Source organism: Amycolatopsis sp. CA-230715, from assembly GCF_018736145.1.
In the GTDB taxonomy this organism is placed as follows: domain Bacteria; phylum Actinomycetota; class Actinomycetes; order Mycobacteriales; family Pseudonocardiaceae; genus Amycolatopsis.
On record NZ_CP059997.1, the window covers coordinates 4,331,700 to 4,348,885 of the forward strand.

Annotated in this window: 23 protein-coding genes; 11 read left to right on the forward strand and 12 right to left on the reverse strand. The window is 68.8% G+C overall.

What is annotated here, in order from left to right; genetic code table 11:
* Positions 1-230: 230 nt before the first annotated feature.
* Positions 231-785: a G/U mismatch-specific DNA glycosylase gene (mug, locus tag HUW46_RS20570; RefSeq protein WP_215548811.1), complete on the reverse strand. Its 555-nt coding sequence runs from the start codon at positions 783-785 to the stop codon at positions 231-233.
* A 34-nt stretch (positions 786-819) separates the two neighbouring features.
* Here mug and HUW46_RS20575 point away from each other — a divergent pair, with 34 nt between their 5' ends.
* The gene (locus HUW46_RS20575) at positions 820-1,173 is read left to right on the forward strand and encodes a VOC family protein (RefSeq protein WP_215548812.1); all 354 of its coding nucleotides are present in this window, start codon (positions 820-822) and stop codon (positions 1,171-1,173) included.
* 6 nt (positions 1,174-1,179) lie between these two features.
* Here the strand turns inward: HUW46_RS20575 and HUW46_RS20580 are convergent, their stop codons facing one another.
* Positions 1,180-1,833: a hypothetical protein gene (locus HUW46_RS20580; protein WP_215550549.1), complete on the reverse strand. Its 654-nt coding sequence runs from the start codon at positions 1,831-1,833 to the stop codon at positions 1,180-1,182.
* 310 nt (positions 1,834-2,143) lie between these two features.
* Here HUW46_RS20580 and HUW46_RS20585 point away from each other — a divergent pair, with 310 nt between their 5' ends.
* A complete protein-coding gene (locus tag HUW46_RS20585; RefSeq protein ID WP_215548813.1) occupies positions 2,144-2,320 on the forward strand; it encodes a hypothetical protein in 177 nt (58 codons plus the stop codon).
* Here the strand turns inward: HUW46_RS20585 and HUW46_RS20590 are convergent.
* On the reverse strand, positions 2,261-3,001 hold the full coding sequence (locus tag HUW46_RS20590; protein WP_215548814.1) for a VanZ family protein: 741 nt from the start codon (positions 2,999-3,001) through the stop codon (positions 2,261-2,263). The two genes, HUW46_RS20585 and HUW46_RS20590, sit on opposite strands and share 60 nt — an antisense overlap.
* A gap of 145 nt (positions 3,002-3,146) precedes the next feature.
* Between HUW46_RS20590 and HUW46_RS20595 the strand changes: the two genes are divergently transcribed.
* The 6 genes from HUW46_RS20595 (at position 3,147) to HUW46_RS20620 (ending at position 7,356) form a co-directional block, all read left to right on the forward strand.
* Positions 3,147-3,617: a GNAT family N-acetyltransferase gene (locus HUW46_RS20595; protein WP_215548815.1), complete on the forward strand. Its 471-nt coding sequence runs from the start codon at positions 3,147-3,149 to the stop codon at positions 3,615-3,617.
* Positions 3,614-4,093, forward strand: coding sequence for a GNAT family N-acetyltransferase (locus tag HUW46_RS20600; protein WP_254126374.1), 480 nt, complete (start codon positions 3,614-3,616; stop codon positions 4,091-4,093). The genes HUW46_RS20595 and HUW46_RS20600 overlap by 4 nt, the downstream gene beginning before the upstream one ends.
* 22 nt (positions 4,094-4,115) lie before the next feature.
* Positions 4,116-4,931 (forward strand): alpha/beta fold hydrolase, encoded by an 816-nt coding sequence (locus tag HUW46_RS20605; protein ID WP_215548817.1) that lies wholly within the window; start codon positions 4,116-4,118, stop codon positions 4,929-4,931.
* Between the two features lie 87 nt (positions 4,932-5,018).
* Entirely contained in the window at positions 5,019-6,710 is a 1,692-nt protein-coding gene (locus tag HUW46_RS20610; protein ID WP_215548818.1) for a bifunctional metallophosphatase/5'-nucleotidase, read from the forward strand.
* Between the two features lie 52 nt (positions 6,711-6,762).
* A complete protein-coding gene (locus HUW46_RS20615) occupies positions 6,763-7,104 on the forward strand; it encodes an MmcQ/YjbR family DNA-binding protein (RefSeq protein ID WP_215548819.1) in 342 nt (113 codons plus the stop codon).
* A 27-nt stretch (positions 7,105-7,131) separates the two neighbouring features.
* A complete protein-coding gene (locus HUW46_RS20620) occupies positions 7,132-7,356 on the forward strand; it encodes a hypothetical protein (RefSeq protein ID WP_215548820.1) in 225 nt (74 codons plus the stop codon).
* 1 nt (position 7,357) lies between these two features.
* On the opposite strand, the gene HUW46_RS20625 is transcribed toward HUW46_RS20620, so the two are convergent.
* The 4 genes from HUW46_RS20625 to HUW46_RS20635 all read right to left on the reverse strand — a co-directional run bounded on the left by HUW46_RS20625 (position 7,358) and on the right by HUW46_RS20635 (position 11,281).
* Complete coding sequence (locus HUW46_RS20625; RefSeq protein ID WP_215548821.1) at positions 7,358-9,706, reverse strand: right-handed parallel beta-helix repeat-containing protein; 2,349 nt, start codon at positions 9,704-9,706, stop codon at positions 7,358-7,360.
* Positions 9,707-9,779: 73 nt separating this feature from the next.
* On the reverse strand, positions 9,780-9,908 hold the full coding sequence (locus HUW46_RS48770) for a hypothetical protein (protein ID WP_256451436.1): 129 nt from the start codon (positions 9,906-9,908) through the stop codon (positions 9,780-9,782).
* 88 nt (positions 9,909-9,996) lie between these two features.
* The gene (locus tag HUW46_RS20630; RefSeq protein ID WP_215548822.1) at positions 9,997-10,548 is read right to left on the reverse strand and encodes a cupin domain-containing protein; all 552 of its coding nucleotides are present in this window, start codon (positions 10,546-10,548) and stop codon (positions 9,997-9,999) included.
* A gap of 100 nt (positions 10,549-10,648) precedes the next feature.
* Positions 10,649-11,281, reverse strand: a complete 633-nt coding sequence (locus tag HUW46_RS20635; protein ID WP_215548823.1) for a TetR/AcrR family transcriptional regulator — start codon at positions 11,279-11,281, stop codon at positions 10,649-10,651.
* 81 nt (positions 11,282-11,362) lie between these two features.
* On the opposite strand from HUW46_RS20635, the gene HUW46_RS20640 reads away from it, so the two are divergent.
* On the forward strand, positions 11,363-12,250 hold the full coding sequence (locus tag HUW46_RS20640; RefSeq protein ID WP_215548824.1) for an AurF N-oxygenase family protein: 888 nt from the start codon (positions 11,363-11,365) through the stop codon (positions 12,248-12,250).
* A gap of 11 nt (positions 12,251-12,261) precedes the next feature.
* Positions 12,262-12,540 (forward strand): hypothetical protein, encoded by a 279-nt coding sequence (locus HUW46_RS20645; protein ID WP_215548825.1) that lies wholly within the window; start codon positions 12,262-12,264, stop codon positions 12,538-12,540.
* Between the two features lie 88 nt (positions 12,541-12,628).
* Here the strand turns inward: HUW46_RS20645 and HUW46_RS20650 are convergent, their stop codons facing one another.
* A complete protein-coding gene (locus HUW46_RS20650; RefSeq protein ID WP_215548826.1) occupies positions 12,629-13,162 on the reverse strand; it encodes a carboxymuconolactone decarboxylase family protein in 534 nt (177 codons plus the stop codon).
* Positions 13,163-13,191: 29 nt separating this feature from the next.
* On the opposite strand from HUW46_RS20650, the gene HUW46_RS20655 reads away from it, so the two are divergent.
* Positions 13,192-13,680, forward strand: coding sequence for a MarR family winged helix-turn-helix transcriptional regulator (locus tag HUW46_RS20655; protein ID WP_215548827.1), 489 nt, complete (start codon positions 13,192-13,194; stop codon positions 13,678-13,680).
* Here HUW46_RS20655 and HUW46_RS20660 read toward each other — a convergent pair.
* From HUW46_RS20660 to HUW46_RS20675, 4 genes are all read right to left on the reverse strand, one after another.
* A complete protein-coding gene (locus HUW46_RS20660) occupies positions 13,673-14,470 on the reverse strand; it encodes an inositol monophosphatase family protein (protein ID WP_215548828.1) in 798 nt (265 codons plus the stop codon). The genes HUW46_RS20655 and HUW46_RS20660 overlap by 8 nt on opposite strands.
* A gap of 141 nt (positions 14,471-14,611) precedes the next feature.
* Positions 14,612-15,238: a hypothetical protein gene (locus tag HUW46_RS20665; RefSeq protein WP_215548829.1), complete on the reverse strand. Its 627-nt coding sequence runs from the start codon at positions 15,236-15,238 to the stop codon at positions 14,612-14,614.
* A gap of 2 nt (positions 15,239-15,240) precedes the next feature.
* Positions 15,241-15,933 carry a hypothetical protein gene (locus HUW46_RS20670; RefSeq protein ID WP_215548830.1) on the reverse strand — a complete coding sequence of 231 codons (693 nt, stop codon included), beginning with the start codon at positions 15,931-15,933 and terminating at the stop codon, positions 15,241-15,243.
* Positions 15,930-17,177, reverse strand: a complete 1,248-nt coding sequence (locus HUW46_RS20675) for a hypothetical protein (protein WP_215548831.1) — start codon at positions 17,175-17,177, stop codon at positions 15,930-15,932. The genes HUW46_RS20670 and HUW46_RS20675 overlap by 4 nt, the downstream gene beginning before the upstream one ends.
* Positions 17,178-17,186: the final 9 nt, after the last annotated feature.

Here is a 17,186-nt window from a genome sequence, read left to right on the forward strand (position 1 = left end):
GCGAACCGGTCCCCCCTGTCAGGACCAGTCCAGGAATGACACCTTGTTGACTTTTCCGAGTCGCCGTGAGCGGCTTCGTGACGCGATATCCCCCTCACGGGGGGTGGGGGCGGTCACCCGTGCATCTCTGGGTGGGTGTTTCACCCGTTCGTGGTAGATCCCGCGCGCCGTCAGTACCTGTTACCGCGAGTCCGGATACTAAGGGTATGCCCTGGTCCGTGAGGTCGCGGTCAGCGCAAATTGCGCTTCAGGCGCGCGAACTCGGCGCCGAGCCCCGCCGGTGTCCAGTGCGCGTTGAGCCCGCTGGGATTCGGCAGCACCCACACCCGGCCGCCGCCGACGGTCTCCTCCTGGGGGCCGACCGTCGCTTTCGGACGTCCGAACGCGACCCGGTACGCGGTGATCCCCACGACCGCGAGCCACCCCGGCCGGTATTCCGCGACCTTGCGGGCGAGTTCGACGCCACCCGCGCGCAGTTCGTCGCCGGAGAGTTCGTCGGCGCGCGCGGTCGTCCTCGCCACCACGTTCGTGATCCCGATGCCGAGTGCCAGCAGCTCGTCCTGCTCGCTCGGGTCGAACAGGCGCGGCGTGAACCCGCCGGCGTGCAGCGCGGGCCAGAACCGGTTGCCGGGCCGCGCGAAGTGCAGGCTGACCGCGCCCGAGTACAGCCCCGGGTTGATCCCGCAGAACAGCACGGCCAGATCCGGCGCGAGCACGTCCGGGATGGTGGTGCCGTGCGCGGCGGCCAGCTGGTCCTTGGTGGGTTTCGCCGCGCGGGTGGCCATGTGTGCAGTCTGCCCCGCGGGGTACACCGGATGCATGACGGCCACGGTTCTCGCCATCGCGATCGACTGCCACGACGCGGAAGCGCTCGCGGGATTCTGGTGCGGCGCGCTGGGACAGAAGATCTCGAACCGCTTCGACGACGCCGAAGGCGTCACCTACGTGGAGACCTCCGGCGATCCGGTGCTGGTCTTCCAGCCGGTGCCCGAGGGCAAATCGGTGAAGAACCGGCTGCACCTCGACCTCGCCCCCACCGACGGCGGCCAGTACGACGAGGTCGACCGGCTGGTCTCCTTGGGCGCCAAGGTGATCGAGGACGAGCCCGCGTTCCCGTGGGTCGTGCTCACCGACCCGGAAGGCAACGAGTTCTGCGTCCTTCCGCCGCGCTGATCGGCACTACGAGCACGTCACCACCGCGTAGTCGCCGGAGCTGGAGTTCTCGGACAGGACCGTTCCGTCGCCGCGCTTGATCGAGCAGCGGATGGTGCCGCCGCCGTCGTTCTGGGCGTTCACGCTTGGATAGCTGTCACTGCCCATGTCTTGGACCGTCCGCGACCACTTCTTGCCCTTCACGGCGGTCTCCTGGGAAATGTTGAAGCCCTGCTTCGTGTACGTGACGGAGTTGATGCCGGGCCCTGTCGTCGTCACGCTGTAGATGATTTCCTTGGCCTTGCGCTCGGCTTCCTCGGCGGCCTTGGCCGATGCTTCGGCCGCGACCGAGGACTGGCGCGCCGCTTCGGCAGAACTGCTCGCCGCTGCCGCCGACGACTTGCTGGCCGCGGCGGACGCACTCGCCGCGGCAGAGCTGCTGGATGCCGCGCTGGCGCTGGCCGCGGACCGCTGAGCCGCTTCGACCGAAGGGTCCGTGGTCGGCGGCGTGATCGGAACGGCCGTGTCCGGTGAAGCGCTGCCCGCGATCTTCCGACCGCCGGTGGCCGCCGAGATGATGACGATCAGGGCGACGGCGAGCAGGGCGACCGCGCCGACCCACAGCCACCTCCGGCGGAGGGGCGGGCCGTCGGAGGGAGGCTGCGTGGTCGGCGTGGTCATGGCGATCCGGCTCCCAGTTCGGGCGTCCCGGGTGGACGCACCTCGTCCCGCAAGTCGCGCGATCGGACCGGCTATTACGTGCCGTGATCGAAACGTGGCCCGTCGCGGCCGTCGATCCCTTGACGGACACCACGTGGTTCGGGTCCTCCCCGGTCGCGAGTGCGCTGATCCAGTGAGGGTTCCCCAGCTCGTCCACTGAGTCCGGGGTGAAGTAGAGCGGGGAACACGGCCGGGGGTGGTCAAAGTCGCCACGATCTGCGTACCCTGTGTGATCTGCCTTACAGGACAACGAGGTCGGAGGAGGCGCCGCGTGGAACTGGCGATCATCGTCGGCATCGTCCTGCTGGTCTTCGCCGCCGCGACCGCGACCGTGCTGTTCGAAGACCGCAGGGCGCAGCGCCGCGAGGCACTGCGCCGCCAAGCGCGGCTAGCGCGAATGGGAGAAGTCGACCCGCTGGCGCCGAGCAGGCTGCGCGTGGACGGCTGACCTCGCCGGAACCGGGAACGGCGTGGTGCGCAGCGCGTCGAGCGACGGGCGGACGGGCATCGTCGCCGGGGTCTCCACCTTCGCCACCACGGTCCTGGCGATCCCGGTCCGCAGGATCACGAACAGCGCCGCCGCGGTCCAGCCGAGCATCGCGCCCGCCGTGTTGGTCATCAGGTCGTCCACGTCGAAGATCCGGTACTGGAACGGCGCGGTGCCGAAGTTCGCGGTCAGTTGCGTGATCTCGATCAGCAGCGACACACCGAAGCCGAGCAGCGTCGCACCGGTGAACCCGCGCCGCCACCACAGCTTCGCGAAGATCCCGAGCGGCACGAACAGCAGCACGTTCATCGCGGCCTGCTGGAAGGTCTGGGTGGTGAACCAGTCCGCCGCGCTCAGCCCGTGCTTGTGCAGCTCGGAGCCGATGTCGGCGACCCACTGGAACGGCTGGAGCTGGATGGTCTGCTCCAGCGGCTTCGTGCCCGGCCCCGGCAGCGGCAGCATGACGACCGCGACGGCGAGGCACGAATACAGCGTGACGATTCCGGTTCTGACAACGCGGCCGAGGTCGACCCGCCCGTGCTTGACACGCTGGACGAGGAGTTGCGGGAGCCCGATCGTGGCCCACACGGCGACGAAGGCGAGCAACCCGTATCCGATGGCGGTGACCTGCGCTGTTGTCATGCTTCGAACCTAGGAATCCGGCCGCGCGCGCACTTCGGTCGAAGGGCTCGCGGCACCGGCGGCCGCGTCGGCCATTCGGCCGATGCCGGGCGGCCGATCGGTAATTCGGATGCGTCCCGCGTGGCAGGCGTGTGACGCTGGGATCATGGTCCACCTGCGGAAACTCACCGACGCCGATTGGCGGCCGCTGCGCGAGATCCGGTTGGCCACCCTGGCCGATTCGCCGTCGGCGTTCGGGTCGACCTACGCGCAGGAAGCCGAGTTCGGCGAAGCCGACTGGCGCGGGCGTCTCACTCAGCGCACGTACTTCCTCGCGTCCGACGGGCCGGGTGGCGAAGCCTTCGGTGTCGCGGCGGGCAAGGCGGGTGACGGGGAGTGGACCTTGCACTCGATGTGGGTGGCCCCGGCCGCGCGCGGGCGCGGTGTGGCGGCGAGGTTGATCAAGGCGGTGGCCGACGAGGCCGCCGCGCACGGCGCGCCGGTGCTGGCCTTGCAGGTCGCCGAGTCGAACACGGGCGCCCGCCGCGCCTACGAGCGTCTCGGTTTCGTCGCGACCGGCGAATGGGAGACGGTGCCGAGCATGCGCCGCGAGCGGATGGTCCGGTCGCTCACGTGATCGGCCTGGAGCAGGCGAGCGAAGCAGAGTGGGCGCGGCTGCGCGAGATCCGGCTGACCGCGCTCGCCGACGCGCCCGAATCGTTCACTTCGACCTACGCCCGCGAGGTGGATTTCGCCGAGGGCGACTGGCGTGCGCGGTTGCGGGCGGGTGCCTGGATCTTCGCCTCCGAAGGCGGCGAAGACCTGGGGCTCGCGGCTGGTTTGCCTCGCCCGGATGAGTGGCTTTTGGTGTCGCTGTGGGTCGCTCCCGCGGCACGCGGCCGCGGCGTCGGCACGGCGTTGGTGGACGCCGTCGCGACGGCCGCCGTCGAGCACGGGTGTTCGCGGCTGGCCTTGCAGGTCCAGGAGCGCAACACCGGCGCGCGCCGGCTCTACGAGCGGCTGGGTTTCACGGCCACCGGCGAGTGGGAGCCGGTCGGCGACCGGCGGCGCGAGCGCATGATTCGAATAACGTCGGTATCTACCGCTGGGTAGTTTTGCGGGTTACCCTCCGGCCATGGACACCGTCGTCTATGACCGGCTCGGCCGCGGGGAACCCCTCGTGCTCATCCACGGCGTCGGCCACCGGCGCCAGGCGTGGGCGCCCGTGCTGCCGCTGCTCGCCGAACACCGTGACGTGATCGCCGTCGACCTGCCCGGTTTCGGGGAGTCGCCACCGGGAGAAGGCGGTTACAGCGTCGACGCGGCGCTCGAAGTTTTCGGGCGCTTCTTCGCCGATCTCGGGATCGACCGGCCGCACGTCGCGGGGAATTCGCTCGGCGGGCTGCTGTCGCTCGCGCTCGGGAAGGCCGGTCTGGTCCGGAGCGTCACCGCGCTGTCCCCGGCCGGGCTGTGGACTCCGCGCCAGCAGCGGTACGCGCTCGCGATGCTGCGCGCGCACCGCGCGATCGCCGAGCGGATGCCGCCGGACCGCGTGCGGCGCCTCGCGGCGACACCCGCGGGCCGCGGCGTGCTCACCGGGTTCATCGTGGCGAAACCCGGGCGGCAGTCCCCCGAGGCGGTCATCGACGACGCGTACGCGTTCGGCCACGCGCCCGGTTTCGCGCCGACGCTCGCCGAGGCCAAGGGCGGGTTCCGGTTCCTCGGCCCGGTCACCGGCCCGCCGGTGACCATCGCGTGGGGCGAGCGGGACCGCATCCTCGCCAGGCCGAAGGCGGCGGACCTCCGCCGGGTCGCGCCGGACGCGCACCTGCTGGTGCTGCGCGGCTGCGGCCACGTGCCGATGAGCGACGCCCCCGAACTCGTCGCGAGGGTGCTGCTCGAAGGCAGCGCGCCCGTTGCGGATGACGTTTGCCTATCTTCCATCTCTTGACCCTGGTCAACGGCATCGGGAGCGGGCAAGATCCTCCGCCGTGCGCGCCTTGAGGGGAATCGCGGCGCGCGAAAAGCGGAGGGAACGATGACCTTGTCCATTCGTGCCGTGCTGCGCTCGTGCGCGGTCGCCACGGCCGCGCTCGCCGCCGTCGCACTCGCGACGGGGCCCGCGGCCGCGAGCCCCACCACCGACGTCCGGCTGATCTCCTTCAACGATCTTCACGGCAACCTCGAACCGCCGTCCGGGTCCTCGGGGCGGGTGACGCGGTCCGACGGCACGACCGTCGACGCCGGGGGTGCCGCGTACCTGGCGACGCACGTCAAGCAGCTGCGGGAGCAGGTCCGCAACTCGGTGGTGCTGTCCTCGGGCGACAACATCGGCGCCTCGCCGGTGATTTCCGCGCTCTTCCACGACGAGCCGACCATCGATTTCCTCAACCAGCTCGGCGTGCGGGCCTCCGTGGTCGGCAACCACGAATTCGACGAGGGATACGCCGAACTGCAGCGGATGCAGTTCGGCGGCTGCCACCCGAAGGACGGCTGCCAGTTCCGGAAGTCCTTCCCCGGCGCGAAGTTCCCGTTCCTCGGGTCCAATGTGTCCTTCACCAGCGGGCTGCCCGCGCTGCTGCCGTTCAGCGTCCAGTTCTCCGGCGGCGTGCCCATCGGGGTCATCGGCGCGACGCTCAAGGACCTGCCGACGGTGGTCACGCCCGACTCGATCAAGGGCCTGAAGTTCGGCGACGAAGTGGCCGCGATCGACCGCACGGCCGAGCTGCTCGACCTGTTCGGGGTGAAGGCGCAGGTCGTCCTGCTGCACCAGGGCGACAACACCGAGGGCGGCGGGCCGGACGACTGCAAGGTCGCACCGGGACCCGCGTCGAAGATCGCCGCGAAGGTGACGCCGAAGGTCGACGCGATCTTCACCGGGCACAGCCACCAGCAGTACGACTGCACGGTCACCGACCCGGCGGGCAACCCGCGCACGATGATCCAGGGCGCCTCGTTCGGCAGGCTGCTTTCCGTGCTGGACCTCAAGATCGACCTGCGCACGCGGGACGTGGTGCGCGCGCAGTCCAAGGCGCACAACGAAATCGTCACCCGCGACGTCACCCCGGACCCGGCGGTGCGGAAGCTCATCGACGAGGCGAAGGCGAAGGCAGCGCCGATCGCGAACAAGCAGGTCGGCACGATCACCGCGGACCTGCTCAAGAGCGGCCCCGCCTCCGGCGAAACCCCGCTCGGGGACGTCATCGCCGACGCGCAGCTCGAAGCGACCGCGTCGAACAAGGCGCAGCTCGCGATCACCAACCCCGGCGGGATTAGGGCGGACCTGACCTACGCGTCGTCGCCGAACGGCGAGGGTGACGGCGTGGTGACCTACGGCGAGGCGTTCACCGTGCAGCCGTTCGCGAACATCATGCAGACGATCACGCTCACCGGCGCGAACCTGAAGAACGTGCTGGAGCAGCAGTGGGGTCCGGGCGGGACGAAGATCCTGCAGATCTCGAAGACGCTCAAGTACACCTACTCGGCGTCCGCGCCCGCCGGGTCGAAGGTCTCCAACATCACCGTGGACGGCAAACCGGTGGACCCGAACGGCAGCTACCGCGTGTCGGTGAACAACTTCCTCGCCGCGGGCGGCGACGGGTTCACCGAGTTCACCAAGGGCACCGGCCTCACCGGCGGCCCGGTCGACCTGGACGCGCTGATCGCCTACCTCGGCGCGCACCCGGCGATCGCGCCGCCGCCCGCCGACCGGATCACGGCCGTCGCCTGACGAGTTCCCATTTCACCAAGACGCCGTGGCCCCGGCCGTGAACACTGGGGCCATGGCGACTTGGGACGAAGTAGTGGCGACGGCGAAGGAACTGCCCGGCGTCGAGGAATCGACGTCGTACAAGACGCCGTCGTTGAAAGCAGGGGGCAAGGTCCTCGCGCGCCTGCGCACCGAAGCCGAGGGCGGGCTGGCGCTCGTGTGCGCGATGGAGGAGAAGGAGGCCCTGCTCGCCTCGGGCGATCCGGCCTTCTTCACCACCTCGCACTACGACGGGTACGGCTACATCCTCGTCGACCTCGACAAGGTCGACGGGGCGCAGCTGCGGGAGCTGATCGAGGAAGCGTGGCGGATCAAGGCACCCGCCAAGCTGCGCAAGGAGTTCGACGCCCGGTAGCCTGGTGCGCTCAGTCGAGCAGGGGGTGTGAGCGTGGCGTTCGACCGGGCGCTGATGTGGCGGCGCTGGTGGTGGCTCGTCCTCACCGGCGGGCTGGTGATGCTCGTCTACGGGCTCGTCGGTCTCGTCCGGGGCGATTTGTCGACCCTGCAGACGATCGCCTACGTCTGCTTCACGATCGGCGGCGTGCTGATCGCGGTGAGCGTCTACTTCGGATACCGCTCGTACGTCGCCAAACGCGACGAGGAGTGATCTAGGCGCCGTCTGGCCGGGGGATGTCTTCGGCCACCAGTAGCATGAGCTGGTCGACGGAGGGGGCGTCCGATTCGGACAGTCGCTCGGCCTGGTTCTCGATCATGCCTTCGAACAGGCTGCGCGCGTCGCGGGCGTTGCGGGGTTCGCCGTCGCGCTCGTGGTGGGCGAAGTGCTCGGCCAGCCGCGCGGGGACGTCCGCGTCGAGCCGGTAGTGGTCCTTCGCGGCCGTCGCTTCGACGATCCGGACCAGCTCTTCGGTGCTGTAGGCGGGAAATTCGATGACCCGGGAGAACCGGGAGCGCAGCCCGGGGTTCGCTTCGAGGAAGGTTTCCATCTCGCCGGTGTAGCCCGCGACGATGACCACCACCTCGTCGCGGTGGTCCTCCATCAGCTTCACCAGCTCGTCGATCGCCTCCTGGCCGAAATCGGAGTTCACCCCGAACTTCCTGGCCAGCGTGTACGCCTCGTCGATGAACAGCACGCCGCCCTTCGCGCTTTCGAAGACCTCGCGGGTCTTCTGCGCGGTGGACCCGAGGAACTGGCCGACGAGGTGGCTGCGCGCGACCTCCCGCACGGTGCCGGTGGCGAGCACGCCGAGTGATTCGAGGATCTGGCCGTAGAGCCTGGCGACCGTGGTCTTGCCGGTGCCGGGCGGCCCGGAGAACACCAGGTGCCTGCTCAGCGGTGGCATCGGCAGCCCGGCCGCCTGGCGCTGCTGGGCCAGTTTGATCATGTTGACCTGGGTGCGGACCTGCTTCTTCACCGGGGCGAGCCCGATCAGCCGGTCCAGCTCGGTGAGCGGGTCGCCCGCCGGGCCGTTCGGCGGCGCCGCACTGTCCTTTGTGGATTCTTCGGTGCCGTTTTCGACCGGGCCGCTTTCGATCGTGCAACCCGCGAACCGCTCGACGCAGGTCTCTTCGATGCTCAGGTCGATCGCGTTGCCGGAGAAGGTGCAGTCCGTGCAGTCGACGCGCGCGGACTCCTTCCCCGCCAGCCCGGCGCCGCCGCTGCCGCTGACGGTGAGCCGGGTGGCGAGGAACGCGGCGTTGCCGAGCAGCACGACCCCGCCGGTGCCCGCGCCGGTGACCTCGCAGTCGGTCGCGGTCAGCCTGCCTGCGCCGTTCACGGCCATCCCGACCGCGAGCGCGCCGTCGACGACCCCGCGGTCGACCGTCACGCGGGCGTTGCCCGCCACCGAGATCCCGCACAGCCTCGCCCCGGTGATCCGCGCGTCGCGGAGTTCGCCCGTGGTCTCGTTTTCCTCCGCTTCGAAGCCGACGTCGCAGCGCTCGATCCTGATCCGCTCGAACCGCCCGGCCGAGCGGTCCTTCAACCGCAGCGCGATGGTCTGGTCGGTCACGGCGAGCCCGGTGAACCGCCCGCGCCCGCCGAGCAGCGCCACCCCGACGTTGCCGCTGCCGATCCGGAGGTCCTCCACCGTCGGCGCGCCGTTGCCGGTGACGAAGAACCCGACGTTGCCGGACCCCGTGATCGAACAGCCGGTGAACCGGCCGAGCCCGCGGTCGCGCACGATGACGCCGGCGTCGCGGCAGTCGGCCAGCGCGCAGCCGGTGACCGTCGGCGAGCCGCCGCTGGTCACGACGATGCCGTCCTCGGCGCCGGTCACCGTGGTACCGCTGATCGTGCCGGTGGACTGCTCGGCCACCCCGATCCCGACCGTGTGCACGTCGTGCACCGTGCAGTCCACAATGGACACCGTCGCGTGCGCGTCGGCCGCGATCGCGTCGCGCCCGGTACCGGTGAGATCGCAGTTCTCGACGCTGGCCGACGCCCCGCTCACCCTGATCCCGTGCAGCGACGCGTTCGCGATCGTGCACCCGCTGATCCGCGCGCTGCCGCCCTCGATGACGGCGATCGCGTTGTCGGCCGCGTCGGTGAACGAGGAATCGGTGATCGTGCCGGACGCGCCCTGGCACACCACGCGTCCCGCGTGCACCTCGCAGCCTCGCACCGCGACGCTCGTGCCCGGCCGCGCGTCGACGCAGACACCGCCCTGCCCCAGCACCCGGCAGTCGGTGAGCGCGACGGACCCGCCGCCGCAGAACACCGCGGTGCCGCCCCTGGTCACGAGCGTCAGCCCGGTGAGGCGCACCTCGCCCGCGCAGTCGGCCGTAACCACCGCGCCCGAGGTGGCGATCTCGACGGTGCCCGGCCCTTGGGCCGCAACGATCTCGACCTCACCGCGGACGACCAGCGACCCGGGGTAGACACCGGGGTCGACGACCACACGCACCGGCCCGCGCCGGGTGGCCGCCACCTCGAGCGCGGCGCTGATCGTGCCGAACGCGCGCCGCGCCGTCGGTGATACGTGCAGGGTGCTCGGCACCGGATCTGTCCCCCTCGGCTGGTTGGGGTCAGATCCTAACCGGGCGCCGCGCCCCGGGGACCGGGTTCGGTGCCTACCGCGGAACGGTCTCCTCCGCCAGCCAAAGCCAGACGAGGTCCGACAGCGTCAGCGCGCCGTCGAAGTCGTCCGGGAGGCCGTCGGCTTCGAAGAGCCGCACGAGATCGGTTGCTTCTCGGCTCATGTGTATCCCCCTTTTCTTCGACGAGTCGATCGTCTCAGAGGGGTACGACAGTTCCGGTGCCCTTTCGGGCCCGATCGGGGGCGGACGCTCAGGCGAAGGTCTTCTCGGGCCGCCAGGCGGGGAACTTCTCGGTCACCGACCGCTCCCAGGCCTCTCGCAGCCCGGTCACCGTCCTCGCGGTGTGCCGCTGCAGCTCCGCCCACCCGTCCTGCAGCTCGGCCGCGCGCCGCTCCACCAGCCACTGCAGATCGGGGCGGGGCCGCACGTCGTCGTTGAACGCGGGATCCGTCCGGAATTCGATGCCGAGCACCGGCTCGGTGGTGCTGAGGTTGACCGCGGCGTGCGGGACGCCCGCGCCGATCCAGCACGCCGATCCCGGCCGGTGGAAGGAGGGGCGGAGGTCGTCGCCGGTGAGGCTCGCCGCGTGCCCGGAGACGATGTACACCACGATGTCGGAGCGTTCATGGGTGTGGGAACGGGAAAAGTGGCCGGGATCCACGTCGACGACCCCGAGCGAGAAGCCGATCCCGGGGATCACGCCGTCGTGGATGAGGCGCGTCAGCTTCTGCGCCTGCGCACCGAGTTCGGACTTCGAGTCGTCGTAGTTGATGACGACGGGTTCAGGCAGTTCTGCTGGCATGGTGAGCCTTTTCGATTCCCCAGTGACAAATGATCTTGCCGGGAAGCCTAGCCCGATTCCGCGGGGACTACGTGAAAAATGGGGAAAGCGCGGGGGAAGTTCACGGGCGCAACGTGCGGACGATCGGGGTGAAGTAGAGGTCAGCCAGGCGTTGCTGGCCTTCCGCGGAATCCACCGGGAGCACCGTGTCCGGGGTGAGCACGAGCGACAGCACGGTGCGCGCGAGCAGTTCGGCGGCGGCCTCGATGTCTTCGTCGGGTAGGGCGAGCTGGCCGGCCGCGATCTCCGCGCGCATGAGCCCCGCGATCCAGTTCCTGGCGGCGGCGAGGAACGGGCCCGCCTTCACCGTCAGGTGCGGCAGGATGAACTCGGGTTCGGTGCGCAGCAGCCGGTTGAGCAGGCGGTGGTTGCGCAGGAAGGTCACGCAGAACTTCAGGCCCTCGATGAGCTTGGCCTCCGGGGACGCCTGCGCGGCGATGACCGCGTCCGCCTTGGTGAGGAAGCGGCGCAGCTCGCGCATGATCAGCGCGTTGAGCAGCTGGTCCTTCTTGGGGAAGTACCGGTAGATGGTCACCCGCGAGAGCCCGACCCGGCGCGCGACGTCGTCGACGGTGAACCGGCGCAGCCCGAAGTCCTCCGCCTGCGCCAGCGCGGCGCCGAGGATGCGGTCGCTGTTTTCGTCGCCGGGCACGGCGGACGACAGTGCTCGCTGGAGGAGGTCGTCCTTGCGCATCGTCGAAGCATACGTGCTTTACAGCTTGACTAAAGTTGTTACATGCGTTTTCCTGTGTGACGACCGCCTCAGGAGGTGTCCATGCCGAAGATCGGTGACCGGGAGACGACCGCGGAGCGCCTGCTGCGGTCCAGCGCGAAGCTGTCCTACGACCCCGAAGTCGACGTCGACTGGGACGCGCCGCTGGTCGAGGGCAAGCTGTTCATCCCCGAGCGCACGGTGTCGCTCTACGGCACGCGGATCTGGGACCGGATGTCGCACGAGCAGCGCGTCGAACTGTCCAAACAGGAAATGGTGAACACGGTCAGCGTCGGGATCTGGTTCGAGATCATCCTGATGCAGCTGCTGCTGCGCATGTCCTACCGCAAGGACCCGACCACAAGGCACGTCCAGTACGCGCTGACCGAAACCGCGGACGAATGCCGCCACTCCACCATGTTCGCGATGCTGATCGAGCGCGTCGGCGAGCGTCCGTACCGCAACCACCCGCTGCTGCAGGTCCCCGCGCACGCGCTGCCGCTGATCCTGCGCGGCGCGCCGATGTGGGTGGCGACGCTGATCGGGGAAGAGATCTTCGACGCGATCCAGCGCGAGCACCTGCACGACGAGTCGATCCAGCCGCTGGTGCGCGCCGTGATGCGGATCCACGTGACCGAGGAAGCGCGCCACGTCCGCTACGCGCGGGAGGACCTGGTCCGGCGGCTGCAGCGGGCGAACCGGGCGGAGAAGGAGTTCAGCAGGCACGTCGTCGCGATCGGTGCCCTGCTCCTGTCGACGCTGCTGACCAGGCGCGAAGTGTACGAGCGAGCGGGCCTGCCGCCGCGCGAGGCGGCGAAGGCCGCGCGGACCAACCCGCACCGGCGCGAGGTGCTGACCGACGCCGCCGGGCGGCTCGTACGGTTCCTGCGCGAAGCGGATCTCATCGGCGGCCCGAGCGTCGCGATCTGGCGGCGGGCGGGAATGCTGTGAAAGGAGCGATCGTGCCGACACTCGCCAGTTGGGCGGAAGAGTACCTGCGCGACCAGGCCGCCAGGCACAGCGGCAGGCTGGCCGGTCAGCTGGACAACGCCGCCGAGTGGGCCGCCGACCGCACCGACGACCTGGCCCAGCAGGCGGCGTGCTTCACCGCCCGCTTTTCGGACCAGGCCGCGGTCCGGATCGGCGACTACGCCGTGGCCCTCGCCGAAAGCCTTGGTGCCAGGCTGATCCGCCTCGGCGACCGTTTCGCCTCACCCGAGGTCGACGACCGTCCACAGTAGATTCACAGTTCGGTGTCGTCGCACCTGAAGTAGAACGCGTGTCGCGGCTGTGGATGATGACGTGCGCGCCGGAGAACGTTCGCCGACCTTAGGCGTACTGCGCGAGTTCCGCGTCTATCGGCGCTCCTGTCAGGCGGTTCGCGAGGGTGGACATCGTGTAGGCGCCGATGCCGAGTACGACTTCGAGCGCGTTCTGCGGTGTGTACCCGTGTGAGAGGAAGGCTTCGCGTTCCCGTTCCGAGACGTCTCCGGTGGTTCCGAGCACGGCGATGGTGAACGCGCGGACCGCTTCGAGGCGTTCGTCTTCGAGGGGTTCCTGGTTTCGCAGTGCGCTGATGGTGGCTGGATCGGCGTCCAGTTCGGTGAGTCTCGCGGTGTGCATGGCGACGCAGAGATGGCACCCGTTGCGCGTGGCCATGGTGAGGATGACGACCTCGCGGGCGAGCGGATCCAGCGTCGACGCCTCGAAAAGCGCGCTGACCTTGAGGAATCCTTCGAGCAGGTGCGGTGACGACGCGAGCAGCCCGACCGCGGCTGGCAAGTAGCCGCGGTGCTTGACCGTCGCCTCCACGAACCGGCGCGCTCCGGCCGGTGCCGACTCCACGGTGTGCTTCACGAACATGAGCGCTCCTTCGGGGTAAACTCGACAACATGGTTGACCAAAACGTAAACCAGGTTGTCGAATCTGGCAAGGGCTTCGAGCTGCCCTTGTTGCTGTTCGGCGGTTTTCGCTCGCTGATCGACCAGCTGCACGCCGAACTCGCCGAGCAGGGGCACCCGGACGTCCGGCCCGCGCACGGTTTCGCGATGCAGGCCGTCGGCCTCGAAGGGGCCACCGCGAGCGAAGTCGGCAGACGGCTCGGCATCTCGAAGCAGGCCGCGGGCAAGACCGCCGACCGCCTCGCGACGCTCGGCTACGTCGAACGCGTCGATGACGAAGCGGACGCGCGCCGCAAGCTGATCCGCCTCACCCCGCGCGGCATCGACGCGCTTTCCCGGTCTGCCCGGATCTTCGACCGATTGCGCGCGCGCTGGGTCAGCGAACTCGGCGCGAAACGCGTGCGCGATCTCGAGAACGCGCTGCGCGCGATGGTCCCGGAGGACGGGTTCCGATTGGACGCCGCGGGCTGGTTCAGCTGAGCCCGGTGCGCTCGCGGAAATCCGGCCGGTCGACGAGTTTCGCCCCGCCCGCAACGGTTTCCGCTGAGCTGAAGGTGTGCGCCGCACCCGTCCGGTCGATCACCGTGCCGCCCGCTTCGCGCACCAGCACGACCCCGGGCGCGGTGTCCCACGGCTTGTTGCCGAGCACGATGCAGCCGTCGGTGCGCCCCTCGGCGACGAACGCGAGATCGAGCGCGGCCGAACCGAACATGCGCACGCGCTCCACGTTGTCGGCGAGCGAACGAATGATCGCGAACCGCAGCTCGTTCTTCGCCGCGGACGCGGACCCGATCCCGAAGTCGCCGAGCGAGAAGATCGCACGCTTCAGATCGGTGTTTTCGCTGACCCGGATCGGCTCGCCGTCGCAGAACGCGCCGAGCCCCTTCGCCGCGTGGTAGCGCTTGCCGAGGAACGGCGCCGCGATCACCCCGATCACCGGCTCACCCCGGTGCACGAGCGCGAGCTGGCACGCGCACAGCGGCAACCCGTGCGCGAAGTTGGAGGTGCCGTCGATCGGGTCGAGCACCCACACGTACTCGGCTGCCTCATCGAGCGCGCCGCCGCCCTCTTCCTCACCGAGGAAGTCGACGTCCGGCGTCGCGTTCTCCAGGTAGGCCCGGATCTCCTTCTGCACCCGCACGTCGAGATCGGTGACGAAGTCGCGATCCCCCTTCTCGTGCACCTCGCCGCGCTCGGCCGTGGTCATGAGCCGGTCGCCGATCCCCACCGCACTCCGCGCGATCTCCAGCAACTCGGACAGCTCTCGCACGCGGCGACCTCCTGATCAGGGAAAAGGCTTGCCCTCACAGTATGCGAGGCCGCCGTGAACCGGCACTGACCCGGCGACGGACGGCGTGTGACCAGTGGCTGACCGGTGTCTTCAGTAGCTGCTCGCCGGTATCGGCGCCGCTTAACCGGGTTTGGCGGGGTGGTCGGCCAGCCAGGGGCCGAGGTGTTGGGTGTATTTCGGGGACGGGTCGTAGAGGCGGACGTTGGGCGGGTGGCCGGGGGTGAGGGTTTTAGTGATTTCTTTGGCCTTGTTGGCGACGTCGATACGGTTCTCCGGGTCGCCCATGAGGCGGATGTTGCCGACGATGGACAAGGCGCGTTTGCCTTTGGTGGTGGTGCTGTCGATCACTCCAGCGTAGTGCGGGTCACCGGCGAAGAGCAGGGTTCCGCCGGGGCGTTGCACGTGTTTGGCCATCCCGTTGAGTTCGGCGATGTCGCGGCCGGTGTCTGGATCGGTGAGCATGATCGAATGAAATTTCTGTTCCCAGGCTCGCCACGAAGGGAAGAAGGTGATGTGTCCTTGCAGGACGGGGATGCGTTGCCAGCGCCCGAATTTGTAGGTGTAGGTGCGCCAGGGGAAGTTGGCGAGGATGTTGACGATGCCTTCTTTGTTGTAGGCCCGGTCTGGGATGTACGAGTTTCGGGTGATCACGTCGTAGCTGGCGTTGAGGATGGTGTCTTCGACGAATTGGCGGGTGCCGGGGTCGGTGAGTGCGGCGCCGGGGCGGATGGGGACGTTGATGGTCATGGTCAGCCGAGTACCTGTTCGAATTTGGTGCTGACGTCATCGGAGACAGCGGGGGGTTCGAAGGACAAGGAGGAGGCCATGGCCAGGACCATGGCCCGAAACTGCGGGCCTTGCGATTCGTGGGGCGTGGAAAATTCGATGGTGGCGAGTTTGTCCCCCGCGTCGGAGGGGATGTGGGCCTCGAGTTGGAACACGGGGCTGGTCGCGTCGTCGGGCAACTCGGGTTGGCCGGGCAGGTGCGGGGTGGGGAGTTGGCGGGTGCGTTCGAGGAACAGCATGGGTCGTTCGGCGACGTCGATGATGTCGACTTGGGCGTGCTGGCCGGCGTCGGCTTTGGCGTGCACGAGATCGCTGAGTACCAGCCGCGGGTTACGGGTGCCTTCGAATTCGAGGTAGGACACCACCAGCGAGGAGGTGACGATCGAGTCGTCGGGGGCGGTGTGTCGGCCGATGCCGCAGTAGAGCGCGCCGGTCGCGTCGAGCTGGGACAGCAAAGCGGATAAGGCGCCGGTGACCGCGTCGATGAGGGCGCGCTGATCGACCTCAGCGACTTCGGTGAGCATGGTGCGGGCTTGGTCGAGCCGCTCGGTGGCTTCGGTCAGTGGTAGGGGAACGTAGCCGGGTGGGATCGCGACCCATACCGGGGTGTTGGCGTCGGCGGTGTCGTTGTCGAGGATGGTGGTCATGTCGGTCATGAGGTGGCCTGGTGGATGTCGTTTTTGATGTTGGACCCCACGCCGCGGACACGCCAGAGGAAGTTGAGCCGGTCGACGTTTTCGATGGCTTGACCGGCTTCGCCGAGCTTGGAGAAGGCGGGGGTGAGCATCTTGTCGACGAAAGAGTTGGCCTGTTCGGCGATCTTCCCGGTCTGGCCCAGTTCTCCGAGTTTGGTGAGGGGGTTGATCTTGTCCATGCCTTTGACCAGCAGGCCGGGTTGATGTGCGGCGGTGGAGGCCAGATCGGTGATCCTGGCCGCGCCGGTCATGCCTTCCGCGGCGGCTTCGCCACTGCGGAGCGCTTTGGCCCCGACGCCGATGCCGGGGATGACGCTGGCGATGTCGGCTGCTCCGGTCATGAGCGTGCCGAGGGTTTCCTTGTTGATGTGACCGGTCAGCAGCTGCCCCATGTTGTGCCGGAACTTCGGGTCGCCCAGATCGGTGGCCAACGCTCCGGCCCCGGCGGTGACGGACACGCCGAGTGCGATGGCGTCGATGGGTGGTGGGGTGACCAGCGCGACGAGACCGGCGACCGCGGAGATGGTCGAGAGCACGGCGTGGATGTCTTTGAGATGGTTTTTCACCCAGTCGCCGACGGATTTCACCGCGTCGACGAACGAGTGGAACATGCGGCTGAACAGACCGGGCTTTTCGGGCGCGAGGTCGTGGGTGGCGTCCTTGAGGGCTTTCGCGGCGTTGCGCGCGGTGTCCTCGTGATGGGTTTGCAGCTCTTTCGCGCGCCGGATCACGTCGTTGAGCGTGTCCTCGGCCGTCGTGGCTGCGGTGGTGGCGTTGCGGATCCCGGCTTCCGCGGCGTTCAACCTGGTCTGTGCCTGCTGGAGTGCGGTGTCGTCGCTGAACTGCTGGTCGGCGAGTTTCAGGTCTGGGTTGGCTTTGGCCTGCTGTAGCGCGGTTTCGGCCTGTTGCTGTTGCTGCCGCGCGGCGGCGGCTTCGTGTTCGAGTTTGGTGGCGGTGTCCTTGAACGACAGCAGGTCGGTGTGCCAACCGCGGATGACCTCGACGGCTTTGGTCAACGACTGGTGGGAGTGGTCCAGGTCATCGGCCAGGCTGGTGTTGAAGTGCTGCCGGAACGCATCACCCGCACTGCCCTGCCACACGGAGTCGTTGGCGTTGCGCAGCCGAGTCATGAGGCCGTTGGCTTCGCCCATCGACGTGACCGCGGAGTTCACGTTGGTGTGCAGGGATTCCACCGCGTCCGGCATACCGGGCAC

What these genes read in the sequence shown, in the direction of transcription:
- HUW46_RS20640 (WP_215548824.1), top strand. Translation starts at nt 11,363, where the DNA reads ATGCCGAAGATCGGTGACCGGGAGACGACCGCGGAGCGCCTGCTGCGG.
- HUW46_RS20580 (WP_215550549.1), bottom strand. Translation starts at nt 1,833, where the DNA reads ATGACCACGCCGACCACGCAGCCTCCCTCCGACGGCCCGCCCCTCCGC.
- HUW46_RS20595 (WP_215548815.1), top strand. Translation starts at nt 3,147, where the DNA reads ATGGTCCACCTGCGGAAACTCACCGACGCCGATTGGCGGCCGCTGCGC.
- HUW46_RS20675 (WP_215548831.1), bottom strand. Translation starts at nt 17,177, where the DNA reads ATGCCGGACGCGGTGGAATCCCTGCACACCAACGTGAACTCCGCGGTC.
- mug (WP_215548811.1), bottom strand. Translation starts at nt 785, where the DNA reads ATGGCCACCCGCGCGGCGAAACCCACCAAGGACCAGCTGGCCGCCGCG.
- HUW46_RS20650 (WP_215548826.1), bottom strand. Translation starts at nt 13,162, where the DNA reads ATGTTCGTGAAGCACACCGTGGAGTCGGCACCGGCCGGAGCGCGCCGG.
- HUW46_RS20615 (WP_215548819.1), top strand. Translation starts at nt 6,763, where the DNA reads ATGGCGACTTGGGACGAAGTAGTGGCGACGGCGAAGGAACTGCCCGGC.
- HUW46_RS20670 (WP_215548830.1), bottom strand. Translation starts at nt 15,933, where the DNA reads ATGACCGACATGACCACCATCCTCGACAACGACACCGCCGACGCCAAC.
- HUW46_RS20665 (WP_215548829.1), bottom strand. Translation starts at nt 15,238, where the DNA reads ATGACCATCAACGTCCCCATCCGCCCCGGCGCCGCACTCACCGACCCC.
- HUW46_RS48770 (WP_256451436.1), bottom strand. Translation starts at nt 9,908, where the DNA reads ATGAGCCGAGAAGCAACCGATCTCGTGCGGCTCTTCGAAGCCGACGGC.
- HUW46_RS20575 (WP_215548812.1), top strand. Translation starts at nt 820, where the DNA reads ATGACGGCCACGGTTCTCGCCATCGCGATCGACTGCCACGACGCGGAA.
- HUW46_RS20655 (WP_215548827.1), top strand. Translation starts at nt 13,192, where the DNA reads ATGGTTGACCAAAACGTAAACCAGGTTGTCGAATCTGGCAAGGGCTTC.
- HUW46_RS20605 (WP_215548817.1), top strand. Translation starts at nt 4,116, where the DNA reads ATGGACACCGTCGTCTATGACCGGCTCGGCCGCGGGGAACCCCTCGTG.
- HUW46_RS20630 (WP_215548822.1), bottom strand. Translation starts at nt 10,548, where the DNA reads ATGCCAGCAGAACTGCCTGAACCCGTCGTCATCAACTACGACGACTCG.
- HUW46_RS20590 (WP_215548814.1), bottom strand. Translation starts at nt 3,001, where the DNA reads ATGACAACAGCGCAGGTCACCGCCATCGGATACGGGTTGCTCGCCTTC.
- HUW46_RS20610 (WP_215548818.1), top strand. Translation starts at nt 5,019, where the DNA reads ATGACCTTGTCCATTCGTGCCGTGCTGCGCTCGTGCGCGGTCGCCACG.
- HUW46_RS20635 (WP_215548823.1), bottom strand. Translation starts at nt 11,281, where the DNA reads ATGCGCAAGGACGACCTCCTCCAGCGAGCACTGTCGTCCGCCGTGCCC.